The organism is Corynebacterium glaucum, assembly GCF_002287505.1.
Lineage (GTDB): Bacteria > Actinomycetota > Actinomycetes > Mycobacteriales > Mycobacteriaceae > Corynebacterium > Corynebacterium glaucum.
Map to the genome: position 1 here is coordinate 60,071 of NZ_CP019688.1, position 12,733 is coordinate 72,803.

9 protein-coding genes and 3 pseudogenes are annotated in these 12,733 nt (G+C 63.5%); 8 read left to right on the forward strand and 4 right to left on the reverse strand.

Going from position 1 to position 12,733, the window contains the following annotated elements; genetic code table 11:
- The first annotated feature begins 74 nt into the window (after positions 1 to 74).
- Positions 75 to 599, forward strand: a complete 525-nt coding sequence (locus tag CGLAU_RS00270; RefSeq protein WP_095658970.1) for a gamma carbonic anhydrase family protein — start codon at positions 75 to 77, stop codon at positions 597 to 599.
- Here the strand turns inward: CGLAU_RS00270 and CGLAU_RS00275 are convergent.
- A complete protein-coding gene (locus CGLAU_RS00275; protein ID WP_095658971.1) occupies positions 555 to 1,616 on the reverse strand; it encodes an ROK family protein in 1,062 nt (353 codons plus the stop codon). The genes CGLAU_RS00270 and CGLAU_RS00275 overlap by 45 nt on opposite strands.
- Before the next feature lie 142 nt (positions 1,617 to 1,758).
- Between CGLAU_RS00275 and CGLAU_RS00280 the strand changes: the two genes are divergently transcribed.
- Positions 1,759 to 3,426 carry a DUF885 domain-containing protein gene (locus CGLAU_RS00280; protein ID WP_095658972.1) on the forward strand — a complete coding sequence of 556 codons (1,668 nt, stop codon included), beginning with the start codon at positions 1,759 to 1,761 and terminating at the stop codon, positions 3,424 to 3,426.
- Between the two features lie 23 nt (positions 3,427 to 3,449).
- Here the strand turns inward: CGLAU_RS00280 and CGLAU_RS00285 are convergent, their stop codons facing one another.
- Positions 3,450 to 4,469, reverse strand: a complete 1,020-nt coding sequence (locus CGLAU_RS00285; protein ID WP_095658973.1) for an AbrB family transcriptional regulator — start codon at positions 4,467 to 4,469, stop codon at positions 3,450 to 3,452.
- Positions 4,470 to 4,494: 25 nt separating this feature from the next.
- On the opposite strand from CGLAU_RS00285, the gene CGLAU_RS00290 reads away from it, so the two are divergent.
- Positions 4,495 to 5,253: a TSUP family transporter gene (locus CGLAU_RS00290; protein ID WP_232507132.1), complete on the forward strand. Its 759-nt coding sequence runs from the start codon at positions 4,495 to 4,497 to the stop codon at positions 5,251 to 5,253.
- 5 nt (positions 5,254 to 5,258) lie between these two features.
- Here CGLAU_RS00290 and CGLAU_RS00295 read toward each other — a convergent pair whose 3' ends face one another.
- Both CGLAU_RS00295 and CGLAU_RS00300 read right to left on the reverse strand, forming a co-directional pair.
- Entirely contained in the window at positions 5,259 to 6,716 is a 1,458-nt protein-coding gene (locus CGLAU_RS00295; protein WP_095658975.1) for an amino acid permease, read from the reverse strand.
- A 48-nt stretch (positions 6,717 to 6,764) separates the two neighbouring features.
- Complete coding sequence (locus CGLAU_RS00300; protein ID WP_095658976.1) at positions 6,765 to 9,083, reverse strand: ATP-dependent helicase C-terminal domain-containing protein; 2,319 nt, start codon at positions 9,081 to 9,083, stop codon at positions 6,765 to 6,767.
- A gap of 25 nt (positions 9,084 to 9,108) precedes the next feature.
- On the opposite strand from CGLAU_RS00300, the gene thpR reads away from it, so the two are divergent.
- From thpR to CGLAU_RS00325, 5 genes and pseudogenes are all read left to right on the forward strand, one after another.
- The gene (gene thpR / locus CGLAU_RS00305) at positions 9,109 to 9,675 is read left to right on the forward strand and encodes an RNA 2',3'-cyclic phosphodiesterase (RefSeq protein WP_095660944.1); all 567 of its coding nucleotides are present in this window, start codon (positions 9,109 to 9,111) and stop codon (positions 9,673 to 9,675) included.
- A 210-nt stretch (positions 9,676 to 9,885) separates the two neighbouring features.
- Positions 9,886 to 10,365 (forward strand): class I SAM-dependent methyltransferase, encoded by a 480-nt coding sequence (locus tag CGLAU_RS12595; RefSeq protein ID WP_353959455.1) that lies wholly within the window; start codon positions 9,886 to 9,888, stop codon positions 10,363 to 10,365.
- Between the two features lie 258 nt (positions 10,366 to 10,623).
- A pseudogene (locus CGLAU_RS00315) lies at positions 10,624 to 11,505 on the forward strand (IS256 family transposase); the annotation flags it as partial.
- Positions 11,506 to 11,628: 123 nt separating this feature from the next.
- Positions 11,629 to 12,418 (forward strand): annotated as a pseudogene (locus tag CGLAU_RS00320) (IS256 family transposase); the annotation flags it as partial.
- A 16-nt stretch (positions 12,419 to 12,434) separates the two neighbouring features.
- Positions 12,435 to 12,680: pseudogene (locus CGLAU_RS00325) on the forward strand (IS1249 family transposase); the annotation flags it as partial.
- Between the last annotated feature and the right edge of the window lie 53 nt (positions 12,681 to 12,733).

Below are 12,733 nucleotides of genomic sequence, written 5' to 3' on the forward strand. Positions count from 1 at the left end.
AACGTCAAGATCTAGAAGTAGACCGACCTGTCTTAAGCGTGCCGTCGTGAAGCAAAAAGCCTTAAGCTGGGCCCATGATTTATGCCTTTGAGGGCAAAGCCCCGACCATCCACGAGACGGCGTATGTGGCTCCGAGCGCGACGGTCATCGGCGATGTCACGCTCGGGCCCGATGTCAACGTTTGGCCGGGAGCGGTGCTGCGCGGCGATGTCGGCCGGATTGTCATCGGCGCGCGCTCGAACATTCAAGACGGCTGCGTGGTGCACGTGGATACCGGGGGCGAGACGGTGCTTGCAGAGGATGTTTCCGTCGGCCACCTGGCGCTGCTGCATTCGTGCACGGTGGGCCCAGCGTGCTTGATTGGGATGGGCTCGACGGTGCTGTCGCGCTCTGTAGTGGGCGAGGGCACGATCATCGCTGGGGGAGCGGTGGTGCTCGAGGGGCAGGAGATTCCGGCGTTTTCTCTCGCCGCGGGGGTGCCGGCGAAAGTGAAGCGGGAGCTGGATCCGGCGACCCGGGCGGATCGCGTTTCCCACGCCGCGCAGTACGTGAAGCTAGCTGGACGCCATCGCGACGGGATCCGCGAGCACAAGATCTAGCGCCACGGCGCGCGCGATGTCGCGCACCATCTCGCGGTGGGTGGGCAGCATGCGCAGGTCCACCTTCGCCCTGAACGTCTCGCGCACAGCCTGCGCGAAGGGGGCGGGGGCGAGCGGATCATCGATGAACGCGCTGCCCGCAATGACCACGGTTGCAGGTTCGTGGGCTTCGCACAGCTCGCCGACCAGCTCGCCCAAACCGCGCGCACGGCGGTCGAGGGCCTCGCGCGAAACGTGCTGCACGGTCGTGTCGGTCACCGCTTGGCGCAGGGTGCGTATCGACGGCTCGTTGATCTGCTCTAGGAGCCCCTGGGTGGTCAAATCCTCGCGGACCACTTCGATCGGAGCGACTTCCTCATCGGTGCCCACCGCCGCGGCGATGGAATCGTCGGCGAAAAGCGCGAGCACCGAGGGCATGGCGAGGTCGGTGCTGGATTGCATCTCGGAACCGACGATGGCCGCGGACACCGAGGTGACCTGCACGGGGACTGCGAACTGTTCGCGCAGCTGCGCGCCGAGCTCAACGTCGTACCAACCGAGGTTCGGCGCGGTGACGCTGCCGGAGTCGGTCACAGTGCCCGAGGCAGTGACGCCGACGGTGGCCAGCGGGCGGTTCAGACCCGCTGAAAGGCGGTTCAGGCCAGCCATGATGTGCTGGATGAAGTCGTCTTGATCCAGCGCGGCGACGGAGAGCTCGAGGTCAACGCTGCGCAGCAGGTGGCCTTTGAGGTCGAACAGCCCGATGTAGGTGGAGTCGGTGCCAATAGACACCCCGGCGTGCACCGCCCGGGGCTCCGCCAACTCGAGCGGCACCGTGGGGCGGCCGCGGCCCGTCGAGCGGGCGAGGTCCATGCGCTCGGTAACGTAACCGGCCTCGACCAGGGCCGTTACCGCACGGGTGATCGTCGGCTGCGACAGCCCGGTGGCTTCGATGAGCTCGCTTCTCGACGTCAGCTCGCCCAGGCGCACAAGGTGTAACGCCTTCGCGGCGGGCGACCTGGGTCGAGAGAAAGCCATGTTGCAAGTACTACCTTAAGGTAGACCGCCTTGTCCATTCGTTGACGTGTCCAGCAAGGCAAAATAGACCGCTTGGTATGCCGTATGGGGCCTGCTCGCAACGGTTCAGCGGTTTTGGGTCCGTGGGTTAGAATCCCTAGCCATGACTTCACTCTCCGCGGCCATACGCGAAACCTCGCTACTGGACGCAACCTGCGAAGACTTTGTTTATGACCTCGTCGAACTCGTGCCCACCGTGGGCACCCAGATCGGCCTCGACGGCCACGACGGGGAGCTGCAGGACTATAGCCCAGCGTTCTGGGACGCAGTCGCGGACCGCATCCGCGACTTGGTCCAGGACGTGGAGGCACTCAATGACTCCACCGACGCGTGCGATGACGAAGATGATTTTGACGATGTCGACCGCCTGACCGCTGCAATCCTGCGCGACCAGATGACGTTTGAGCTGGACCTGCACCACCGCGGCGAATACCTGCGCCGACTGAACATTATTGATTCCCCAGTGCAGACCATCCGCGACTCGTTCGCGCTGATGCCGAAGGTCACCCCGGAAGACTTCGACAACATTGCCTCGCGCATGTCCAAGGTGCGCACGGCGCTGCGCGGCTACGCGGAATCGCTCGCCGAGGCTGCGCAGACCGGCGATGTCGCTTCGCACCGTCAGATCGACGGCGTGATTAGCCAGTGCGAGGCGCTTGCGGAAGACGGCTCCCTGCTCGAGCGCCAGGGCCTGCCGCCTGAATCGGCCGTGGTGGAGGAAGCGAAGCAAGCGTTCTCAGAGTTCGCCGACTGGCTCTCCACAGAACTCTCCCCACAGGCCACCCATGAAGATGGCGTGGGGCGCGACCGCTACGAGATGTTCTCCGAGTTTTTCCTGGGCCGCAGCATCGACCTCGACGAGGCGTACAACTGGGCCAAGGACGAACTGGCAAAAACCGTCGACGAGCAGGTGCAGCTCGCCCACAAACTCTACGGCTCGGACACCAACGTGCTGGGCGCGTACCGCCAGCTCAACGAAGATCCGCGCTACCAAGTCCACGGCACCGACGCGCTGATGGAGTGGATGCGCAGCGTCAACGACGAAGTGCGCAGCGAACTCAACGGCAAGGACCTCACCGTCCCTGAGGATCTGCCCCCCGTTGAGTGCGCCATCGACGGCGCCGGCTCCGGCGGGATCTTCTACACCCCGCCGTCAGACGACCTGTTGCGCCCAGGCACCATGTGGTGGTCCGTGCCGGAGGGCCAGGAGGTCTTCCACACCTGGCAGGAGCTGACCACGGTCTTCCACGAGGGCATGCCGGGCCATCACCTGCAGATCGCTACGACGCTGCTGCAGCGCCGCGACCTGAATCTGTGGCGCCGCTCGCTGTACTGGAACTCCGGCCACGGCGAGGGTTGGGCACTCTACGCCGAGCACCTCATGGCCGACCACGGCTATTTCGACGATCCGGGCTACCGCATGGGCTTGCTGGATTCTCGCAGGTTGCGGCTCGCACGAGTGCTTGTCGACGTCGGCGTGCACCTGAAGAAAGCCACCCCGGATGGCATCGGAACGTGGGATGCGCAGTACGCCAAGGCCTTCCTGCGCGATAACTGCGCCATGATGGAGGCGAACCTGTCCTTCGAGTTGGACCGCTACATGGGCTGGCCGGGACAGGCGCCGTCGTACGCGATCGGTTACCGCGACTGGCTCACCCTGCGCGACAAAGCGCTCGCCGAGGGTATGGATCTGCGCCGCTTCCACGACAAGGCGCTCCGCCTCGGCTCGATGCCGATGGACATGCTGGCCAACGAGGTGCTCAACCACTAAGCGCCCCAGCCTTTGGCTGTCGCCTAACGCCCGCGCCGCATCCGCTTCAGAATCCCCGGCAGGTATGCGGCGAAGATGAGCACGCAGATCAGCCGGACGAGCTGCATCGCGATCACGGCCGGGCCCGCGCCACCCTCTGTGGAGAGCACCAGCACCGTCTCAAGCGCGCCGGGGCTGGTGGCGAGGTATCCCTCGTAGAACGTGATGCCCATCCACTTCGACATCACCCAGCCCAGACCCGCGCACGCCGCCATCAGAGCTGCGATGTAGGCAAGGGTGGCCGGCAGGAGCCGACTGAATTGCTTGAGTGCAGGCACCGACAGCGCGCCGCCGCACATCCAGCCGAGTACCACAAACGCCACCACGCTCAGCGGTCGTGGGGAGACAATCGGAATGTTCAGCACACTGCCTACCGCGACCGTCGTCAGCATCGGGCCGAACACTGACGCATTCGGCAGGTGCAGTAGCTTGCCCAGCGGCACGCCAACGACGATGAGCGCGGGAACCAGCAGCCACATCCACCAGTCGGCTTGTACAGCCTGGATCGGCCCGGCTGCCGGCGCGTCGAGCACGGCGGAAACCAAGGGCAACGTAATGGAGACGATGAGCAAGCGCAGGTACTGGCTCAGGGCGACGTAGCGCATGTCCGCGCCCACTTCGTCGGCAATGGCCGGCATGACTGACGCCCCACCGGGCAGCAGCGACAAGATCCCGGTTTCGCGCGAGACCCCGTGATTGGCCAGCACCATCCCGCCCCCGAACGCCATCGCCAGCGCCGCCGCCGCTGCCACCAGTGCCGGAATGAGGAACGGGAGAATTTGCCCAAGCGGCACGCCGAGCAGCGGCAACGCGGCCAAAACACCGATCGCACCGCGGGCGAAGTTGAACAGGTGCTTGTTTAGCGGCAGATCACGGCCGCTTGCCAACGCCACCGCACCCGAGCCGATAATGCCGCCCAGAATCCACGCCGCCGGCACGTGCAGCCAGGAAAGTAAGGCACCGAGGATCACTGACGTAGGTGCAGCGATGAGCCATCGGTTCATGGGCTGTCATAGTAGTCTTTCTGAAATGGACCTCGCTACGCTGCTTATCGCCATCGTCGCAGCGGCGTTCGCGGGGTGGATCGACGCGGTGATCGGTGGCGGGGGTCTCGTGCTCATCCCGGTGCTGATGAGCACCACTGGCATGCCGGCTGCCGCCGTGCTGGCGACGAACAAAGTCGCCGCGGTCACCGGCACCGCGTCTGCGGCAATCACACTCGCGCGCCGCGTCGGCATTCCACGCGCGACCTGGGCGTTCGCTGTCGCCGCATTTGCAGCCTCCGCTGGCGGCGCCACCGCAGTGGCCTTGATTTCGGACGACATCGTCCGCCCCGCCATCATCGTCCTGCTCTTAGCCGTCGGCGCGTTCGTCGCGCTGCGCCCCCAATTCGGCGCCGGCGAACGCACCCGCACCGTCACACCCGCGCGCACGATCCTCGCCCTCGCGGCCGCCGCCGCCATCGGGTTTTACGACGGCATCTTCGGCCCCGGCACCGGCATGTTCCTCATCATGGCGTTCACGGCCATCTTCACCCAGAGCTTCCTCGAGTCCTCCGCGATGGCGAAAGTGGTCAACACCGCCACCAACCTCGGCGCGCTCACCGTGTTCATCATCGGCGGCTACGTCCACTGGCCCCTCGCGCTCACGCTCGCCGTCGCCAATGTCGCCGGCGCGCAGCTCGGCGCCCGCACGGTGCTCAAGGGTGGCTCTCAGCTGGTCCGGTATGCGCTGCTCGGCCTCGTCGTCGTGCTCTGCACCAAGTTGCTTATCGACGAGTTCTTCTAACCCGCCTACCCCAGCACCAGCGTCCCGTTAAGCAGACCGACCAACGCGATCACGGCACCCACAACCACGAGCGCGACGACGAACCACTCGAAGGTGTTGAACAGCCGCTCGCCGCGAGCGCGCTTCGTCCACACGTACGGAACCAATCCCGGCAGCACCGCCAGCGCGCCGAAGAGCACAAACACCGGATCGGCAGCGTAGATCAGCCACAGCGAGTAGATAAAGGCGACCACGCCAACAAATAAGTGGCGGCGATTCTCGCTAGTCCCGGGGCGCACCTCGCCCTTCGTCGGATCGTCCTCCGGTCGCAGGCACAAGATGACCAAATAGAGCGCCGAGAAAATGTAGGGCAGCAGGTACATGATGGTGGCCAGCTGCACCATCGCGTTGTAGGAGGTCTCAGACGCGAAAAAGACGATCACGAAGAACTGGATGACCACGGTGGACACTAGCTGTGCGGCGAACGGCGCACCGGCGCGGTTCACACGTCCCAGCACCGCCGGCAGCAGGCCGCCGCGGGCCATGAGCACGATCGGCTCGGCGCAGAGCATCTGCCAGGACACGTACGCGCCAAGCACCGAAAGGCACACGCCGATGGAGATGAACACGCCGCCCCACGGCCCGACCACGGCCTCGAGCACTGCGCCCATGGAGTTATCCGGCAACGCCGCGAGCTCTTCCTGGGTGAGCACGCCGAAGGACAGCGTCGACACCGCGACCAGCATTGCCAGCACCGAGAGGAAGCCGATGATGGTGGCACGCCCAACGTCGGTACGCTTGCGCGCCTGCTTGGAGTACACCGACGCGCCCTCGATACCGATGAACACCCACACCGTGTACAGCATGATGCCCTGCAGCTGTTTGGAGAACGAGGACCCGGTCGACTCCCCCCAGAAATCCAGGGTGAACTTGTCCCACGAGAACCCGAGGAACGCCACCAGCACGATGAAGGAAAGGATCGGCAGGATCTTCGCCACCGTGACCACGAGGTTCATCACCGCGGCCTGTTTCACGCCGCGCGTTAGCGCCGCGAAGATCAGCCACGTCAACACCGACACCGCCACCGCCAGCACCCACTGATTTTTGAACACCGGGAAGTAGTAGCCCAGCGCGCCAAAGAACAACGTGGCGTAGCCCACCTGCGCCATCACCGAGCCGAGCCAGTAGCCCAGCCCCGAGGTGAACCCGATGAAATCGCCCAGCCCAGCGCGCACGTAGGAGTACACGCCAGAATCCAAGTGCGGCTTGCGCTGCGCCAGGATCTGGAACACGAACGCGATGGAGAGCATGCCCACACCTGCGATGAGCCATCCGGTGAGCATCGCGCCGGGCCCGGCCACCGAGCCGATGTTTTGCGGCAGCGCGAAGATGCCGGAGCCGACGGTGGAGCCGATGATGAGGGACACCAGCGTCCACATCGTCACGGTGTGCGTCTTCTGCGCAGTCGAAAGAGCAGTGGTCATGATGGGTTACATTACTTGGTGCAGGCCCACCTTTCCTAAAATGGCCAACTATTTTCCCATGCGAGCCTTGGTCTTCGCCGTCGCAGTCGCGCTCCACGGGTCTAAAGGCCACGGATGCTTCGGGTAGCGCCCGCGCATTTCCTTGCGCACCTGGGCGTACGGGCCGTTCCAGAAACTCTCCAGGTCATCGGTCACGGCCAGCTCGCGCCCGGCAGGCGACAGCAGGTGGAACTGCACCCGCACCCCGGCCACCACCGGCGAGTGCGCCAGCCCGAAGCATTCTTGCAGCTTGACACGCACCACCGGCCGCCCGCTTGCATAATCCACCCGCGGGTGCGAGCCGCTGGGCACCTCCAGTCGCTGCGGCGCGAGCTCATCAAGTTTCGCAGCCTCGGGCCAAGGAAGGTTGCGAAGCATTGCGGTTTTCATGTCCACATTGCTTATCGACGCCCCCTTGGCAACCTCCCCGATCTCCACACCGTAATCGCCCTGGGTCACGTCCGGCCATGGGTCGCCGAGAGTGGCGTGGAGGAAGTCGAGGCGGTGCTTGAGCTGCTGCGCGGCGTCATCAAGTGTGAAGTGCTCGAAGCTGAGATCGGTGAGGGCTTCCATGGCCTGGTCGGCGGTGAGCTGCACGGGTGTGGAGGACAGTTCAATCGCGCCCACCGCTTTGACCTTGCGCCCTTGGACTCGGCCGTCGACGAGGGTGGCGCGGTACTCCTCGGTGACGCGGTCCTCGGGCAGCGTGGTCGCCGCGGCGGTGCGGATGATGGCGCCGGAGCTTGAGCCGGAGCTTGAACCGGTGTTGGTGCGCTGGATCTCGGCCGCGGCGAGCCACTCCGGGGTGCCCATGGTCCCTGCCACCTCTGAGGCGAGGCGGGCGCGGGTGCCGCTGGCCAGCAGGTAGTCCTCGCCGGTGCGTTTGGCCACCCACTGCGGAAACGCCGCCGCGACCACGTCGCCTGCCGGCACTGGCGGGCCCGCGGGAGCGAGCTTGGCCAGGCGCTCGATCTGACGTTTCGGGGCTTGAGCGCGGGTAAGGTCGCCGCTGATGCCTTCGGCGATGGCCGCGACCGTCGGTGCGGCACCGGCACCGAGGCTGAGGAGCGCTGCGCCGAGGCGCGGATCAAGGGGAAGACGAGCGAGCTGGCGGCCGAATTCGGTGATCGTCGCGGTGTCACCGGTGCCGGTGCCTTCTATTGCGCCGAGTAGTTCGAGCAGATTTTCCGCCTCGCGGAATGCGGCGGCCGGCGGAGCGGTGATCAGCGGCAGGTCGGGCGAGCCCCAGGCGTGCATCGCTAGAGCGGCACCGGTGAGGTCGGAGGTGGCGATTTCGGGGGCGGCATCTTCGCGGAAGTGCTGGTAGTCCGGCTCGGCGAATGCGCGGATGACCGCGCCCGGCCCGAGGCGCGCGGCACGGCCGGCGCGCTGGTTCGCGCTCGCCTTGGATTCGGAGACGGTGACCAGACCGGTCATGCCCCGGGCGTCGCGGCGCGGCTCGCGCGACAGGCCAGCGTCGACCACGCAGCGCACACCCGGCACCGTGATGGAGGACTCCGCCACCGCAGTGGCCACGACCACCGAGGCATCGCCGTTTAGCGCCTCGTCTTGTTCCGCGCTGCTCAACCGCCCGTGCAAACGGGTGGCCTCGCGGCCGTTCGCGCGCAGGAACTCGACCACCATGTCGACCTCGCGCGCGCCGGGCACAAACACGAGCGTGCGGCCATCGTCCTGAAGAGCTTCCGATGCCAGCCCGGCGACATGGCGATAGAACTCGCGCGTGCCCTCGAGACGGCCCGAGTGCGGGGCGTACTGCACCTCAAGGGGATGCGTCTCGGCGCGGGTGGAAAGGATCTGCGCGCCCATGTGCTCGGCAAAGGCAGCCGCGTCCAGTGTCGCGGACATCGCGGCGAGGTAGAAATCGTCGCGCAGGATCGCCACCTCCATGCACATGGCCAGCACCAGATCGGTGTCGAGTTGGCGTTCATGCACCTCATCGATGATGACGGCGTTGATGCCCTCCAGCCCGGGGTCGCGAAGCAGGCGGTTGAGCAGCACGCCGGGGGTGACAAACTCGACCAGCTCACCGCGCTCATGCTCACCGCGGATGGCGTAGCCGACTGCTGCGGGAGGTAACGAGGCGTCGTCAAGCGAAAGCTTTTGCAACCTGCGAGCCGCTGCGCGAACTGCAACCCTGCGCGGTGCGGTGACCAGTGTTTTTCCGACCTTGTTGGCAACGGCCGGGGGAACGAGGGTGGTTTTGCCGGTGCCGGGTGGGGCCTCGACGACCAGGGGGCCGGTGTCTGGCAGCTCGCCGATGACCGACGCGACCGGCAAACCGGCCCCGATTCGTTCCAGGTTAAACATGGGCTCCCAGGGTACCTTTATGGGCATGAGACGCCTGTTCGCTGCAATCGTCCCACCCGCCGAAGTACGCGAGCACCTGGTCACAGCGTTGCGACCGATCCGCGAGAGCTTCGGCACCGAGTCCCGCTGGACGGACCCGGATAACTGGCACATCACGCTCGCGTTCTACGGATCGCAGCCGAACGACGCGGCGTTGGTCACGGACACGCTCGCCGCAGCGACGGCCTGGGCCCCGGCGCTTGACCTGCAACTTCGCGGAGCCGGGTGCTTCGACCGGCGGACGCTCTGGATCGGCGTTGGCGGCGACAAGGTGGGGCTTCGCGAGCTGATGGCAGACTCCATGATCGAACCAGATCAGCGAGGCCGCCAAAGGGCCCACCTCACCGTCGCGCGTACCGGAACCCGGACGCGCGATTTTTGGCTTCTCGACGACCACGCGCATGCGCTCAGCGTGTACTCCGGGCCGAAATTCATCGCCGACGAGGTGCACCTGATGGAGTCGCACCTGGGCAAAGGCCGCTCCGGCGGGCCGAAGTACGAGGTCGTGGACACGTTCTACCTGCGCGGCCCGGCGCGCCGGCAGGCGAGCTAGGGCTTGGTTGTGCTCCCGTACCTCGCGTTGTGAGTTAGACTTTCTAGAAGTCAAGACCATTGGCACATTCTTTGTGGAGTTGACGGAGGCGCGTTGTACGACGTCATAAAGCAGGCCTATGCAAAGCGCGCTCCCGAATACGTTGAGGCCTTGGGCTCAATTCAGGATATGAGTCCTCAAGACATAGTACTCATTTCTGAGTGGGGAAGAATGGTTAGTGGTCCGGTGCTGGATGCGGGGTCGGGGCCCGGACACTGGACAGACCTATTGCGCACTTTGGACTGTGAAGTAGTCGGGCTTGATATGGTCTCAGAGTTCATTGGAATTGCGCAGAATCGATTTCCCTCCACCAACTTCGTCTTGGGCGAGTTGTCGGAGATACCGTTTAAGTCATCCAGTCTCGGGGGGATACTTGCTTGGTACTCGTTGATTCATTTGCGGCCAGATGACTGGGCCTTGGTTTTGAGTGAATTCTCTAGGACTCTTAAGCCGGATGGATCTTTGCTTCTCGGAGCGTTTTTAGGTGAGCAAGGTGCTCCATTCGAGCATGCAATTACTACGGCTTACTACTGGTCAGAGATAGAGCTACTCAAGCAGTTGGAGTCGGCTGGCTTTAAGGCGATTTCTGTCCATTCTCGACACACGGATGGCATTAGGCCGCACCTAGACGTTCTTGCACAGCGTTGCTAGATGGAAACACGGGTTAAGTAGCAAAATGTGTGTCTGAGTTTCGGCGTTCTTGCTGATCAGTCTAGGTAAATCGGACGGATATAAGCAGCAAGACCTTATATCCGCCCGATTTGTGTTCAATCCACCGGAATGGCACTCGCATGTGCTAATCGGGGGTTGGTGTGCTTTCCGGGTGAGTAAAAACAGACCACGATGCCCAGTAGAGGGTGTCAGGAAGTTTGTGTGTGAGGCTCTGATCTAGAAGGAGTTTCACCGATAATGACTACGGTGTCACCGAAGAAAAACCATGACCCGGCGAGGGTCAACGAGATCAGCGAGAAGCTGATGGAAAATCCTGAGCTCGCCAGCCTGATCAGCGAGCTGTCGACCACTGCTGATGATGCCAGCGAGCTGGTCAAAGGCTTGTTGCAGGCATCGATCAACGCTGGTCTTAAGGCAGAGATGGATGCGCATTTGGGCTATAGCCATTCCGACCGCAAGGCCAAAGCCCAGGTGGAAACCGCGCAGGAGAGCAATCACCGCAACGGGTCGTACACCAAGACCGTCAATTCTGGCTACGGCGCGGTGGAAGTGACCGTGCCCAGGGATCGTGCCGGCACGTTTACTCCCCGGATGGTGCCCAAGGGCGCACGCCGGCTCACAGAACTCGACGACATGATCGTCTCGCTCTACGCCGGCGGGATGACAGTGCGCGATATCCAGCATCACCTCGCGACCACCCTTGGGGTGGATATGAGCCCGGATACGATCAGCACCATTACCGATGCGGTGTTAGACGAGGTCATGATCTGACAAAACCGCCAGCTCGACGAGTTTTACCCGGTGATCTTCCTCGACGCGCTACGCGTGAAAATCCGTGACGGCCACCGCGTGGTCAACAAAGCCTGCTATATGGCGGTTGGTGTCGACATGGACGGCATCAAGCACATCCTGGGATTGTGGATCGCCGACAATGAAGGCGCTGCATTCTGGGCATCGGTGTGCGCGGATCTGGCCAACCGCGGTGTCCAGGACGTGTTCATTGTGTGCTGCGACGGGCTCAAAGGCTTGCCGGAAGCCGTGGAGGCAACCTGGCCGAATTCCATGGTGCAGACCTGCATTGTGCACCTGATTCGGGCTACGAACCGGTGGGTGTCGTATCAGGGGTTGCGTCCCTTAGTGTGGTGTAACGCTTGCTGATGGTGGGCCCTTGAAAATAGTGGGGCGGCCACCGCCAGTAACCTTTCGACTCAACTACCACATCTCACCGAAAGGCACATGACGATGACCGCTGCACCGCATTCTATCGACCCTGCAACCTACTTGGATGATCTGCTCGCCCAAGCCTCCCCTGACCTGATGCGGCAGATGCTGCAAGGGTTTATCAACCAGATCCTCTCCGCCCAGGCCGACACCGTCTGCGGCGCCGAATACGGCGTTGCTTCCACCGAGCGGGTCAACCACCGCAACGGGTACCGCCACCGCGACCTCGACACCCGTGTCGGCACGATCGACGTGGCAGTGCCGAAACTGCGCCACGCACGCGTTCTTCCCCGACTGGCTACTAGAGCGCCGCTCACGAGCAGAACGCGCGCTGTCGACCGTGATCGCGACGTGCTACCTCAAAGGGGTCTCCACCCGCCGAATGAACGATCTGGTGGCAACCCTTGGGATTTCTAACCTGTCAAAATCGCAAGTCTCGCGGATGTCGGAAGAACTTGACGAGATGGTCGCAGACTTCAAAAACCGCCCACTCGACCCCGGCGGGTACGCCTACCTGTCGTGTGACGCACTCACGATCAAAGTGCGTGAAGGCGGACGTGTGGTCAAATGCTGCGTGCTGCTAGCTACCGGGGTCAACGCCGACGGCTACCGGGAAATGCTCGGCATGCACGTTGCCACTGCGGAATCCAACGCGTCGTGGAAGGGCTTCTTCCAAGACCTCAAGGCCCGCGGGCTTTGCGGGGTCTTCCTTATCACCAGTGATGCTCATGAGGGCATCCAGCACGCCATTTCTGAAGTGCTGCCTGATGCGTCGTGGCAGCGCTGTCGCACCCACTTCGCCAAAAACCTCTACGAAAAGGTGCGGGTCCGGAGAACGTCAACGGAAAATGCTCGAGTGGTACCTCCACACCAAAAAGCAACTGCCTGACGACCCACTAGACATCGCCAGGCAGTGCGATTTTGGCCAAGATCAACTCGTCAAAGTCAACGATCTTGCCGAAGAAGACCACAACAAAGCCGACCAGGAAACAGGACGACCAGCCTTCTACGACAACGCTATCCCAACCGAATACGAACACTCGATAGGAATCAGAAAAGGCCCCATGAAATAACAAACGGTGTGCCCGCCCCACGACACGCCGAGCGGACACACATTTTGCTACTT

Coding starts and splice junctions, on each gene's coding strand:
- CGLAU_RS00270 (WP_095658970.1), top strand. CDS start 75: ATGATTTATGCCTTTGAGGGCAAAGCCCCGACCATCCACGAGACGGCG.
- CGLAU_RS00275 (WP_095658971.1), bottom strand. CDS start 1,616: ATGGCTTTCTCTCGACCCAGGTCGCCCGCCGCGAAGGCGTTACACCTT.
- CGLAU_RS00280 (WP_095658972.1), top strand. CDS start 1,759: ATGACTTCACTCTCCGCGGCCATACGCGAAACCTCGCTACTGGACGCA.
- CGLAU_RS00285 (WP_095658973.1), bottom strand. CDS start 4,469: ATGAACCGATGGCTCATCGCTGCACCTACGTCAGTGATCCTCGGTGCC.
- CGLAU_RS00290 (WP_232507132.1), top strand. CDS start 4,495: ATGGACCTCGCTACGCTGCTTATCGCCATCGTCGCAGCGGCGTTCGCG.
- CGLAU_RS00295 (WP_095658975.1), bottom strand. CDS start 6,716: ATGACCACTGCTCTTTCGACTGCGCAGAAGACGCACACCGTGACGATG.
- CGLAU_RS00300 (WP_095658976.1), bottom strand. CDS start 9,083: ATGTTTAACCTGGAACGAATCGGGGCCGGTTTGCCGGTCGCGTCGGTC.
- thpR (WP_095660944.1), top strand. CDS start 9,109: ATGAGACGCCTGTTCGCTGCAATCGTCCCACCCGCCGAAGTACGCGAG.
- CGLAU_RS12595 (WP_353959455.1), top strand. CDS start 9,886: ATGGTTAGTGGTCCGGTGCTGGATGCGGGGTCGGGGCCCGGACACTGG.